This is a genomic window from Glacieibacterium arshaanense, from assembly GCF_004681125.1.
Lineage (GTDB): Bacteria > Pseudomonadota > Alphaproteobacteria > Sphingomonadales > Sphingomonadaceae > Polymorphobacter_A > Polymorphobacter_A arshaanense.
Genome location: NZ_SIHO01000010.1, coordinates 1 through 1,221, shown reverse-complemented (window position 1 = coordinate 1,221; position 1,221 = coordinate 1). Strand labels below are relative to the sequence as shown.

The following is a 1,221-nucleotide window of genomic DNA, read 5'->3' as shown; positions in this document are numbered from 1 at the left end:
GTCTTGGGGTGAAAAGCCGCCAGACGGAAACCGAACCCACTACTGCCATTGTAGGCGCGGAACCGAATGAACCATTGCGGGCATTGTCAAGCGCTGAGCGAGTCAGTAATTCACTGCGATGTCAGGTCCACACGACAAGCTTATTGCGAACACAGCCAAGCAGATACTTGGATCACTTGGGTTTCGTCAAAAAGGGCGCTCGCGCACGTGGATCGCAGATCACGGCTGGTGGCTGACTGTCGTCGAGTTTCAACCGAGCAACTGGAACAAGGGTTGTTACCTCAACGTCGCCGTGCATTTTCTTTGGTTGGATCAGGGTCACATAACTTTCGACTATGGCAAACGCGTCTCCACGTTCGTCGAATATGAATCGGACAAACAATTTGAACCCGAGGTAAAGCACTTGGCTCTATTGGCGGCGCAAGAAGCGCGCTCGCTAGAAGGACGCTTCAGCTCGATCGGGGCAACCGCAAATGAACTTGACGTGCACCAAGCTAAACTAGGCTTGGGAAGTTGGGCTACCTACCATGCGGGAATGGCATTGGCGCTTTGCGGCCGGTTGGATGAGGCGAAGGCGATGTTCAGGTTAGTGCAAGACGCTCGCGTTCATTCGGCTGTTGCGCGGATACAACCCTACCTAAATGATCACATCGCAATATGCCGCAAGGCTGAAGAACTTATAGCAAGGCAGCGGTCTTCTCTGAATCTCAGTTCGAAGGACGAATGTCTGCTACCGTCTGATATCGATCGATAGCCGCATTTCCGTTTCCCACGCCATTGTCGCCATAGCGCGCAACCGAACCGATCCCAGATGCCNAGTATCAGAGAGAGGGCCAGCAGCACCCAACTGAACCGAGACTCCCAGTAGTTCATCAGCTTTTGGGTGGCTGTCGCGCAGTAGGTGATGCCTTTCACCTCGATGGTAACAAAGTTTATCGGGCAAGGTGGGCTGAGAGTATGCGGCCCGGATGTGAACTGGACCGCATGCCACCCGATCAGTATCGCGATAGCAAATAGCCCGAGGCTGACAAACGTTACCCACTTAGGCACTACAGAACGGTCCATATTGCAGATATACCACGATAATGTTCACTTGGTTAGGCCGGGTCACCCCGTAGTCGACATTCGTAAATGACTGATCAAATGTGTAAGCTGCCGTCTAGGTATTGCGCTTTGCGATTTCCAAAACCCAAGCAATTGCGGGCAACATGATCAGAAGTG

Annotated in this window: 1 protein-coding gene; it reads left to right on the top strand. The window is 52.7% G+C overall.

The features are described from left to right. Positions 1-118: 118 nt before the first annotated feature. Entirely contained in the window at positions 119-754 is a 636-nt protein-coding gene (locus EUV02_RS15560; RefSeq protein WP_135247241.1) for a DUF4304 domain-containing protein, read from the top strand. Positions 755-1,221 lie beyond the last annotated feature (467 nt).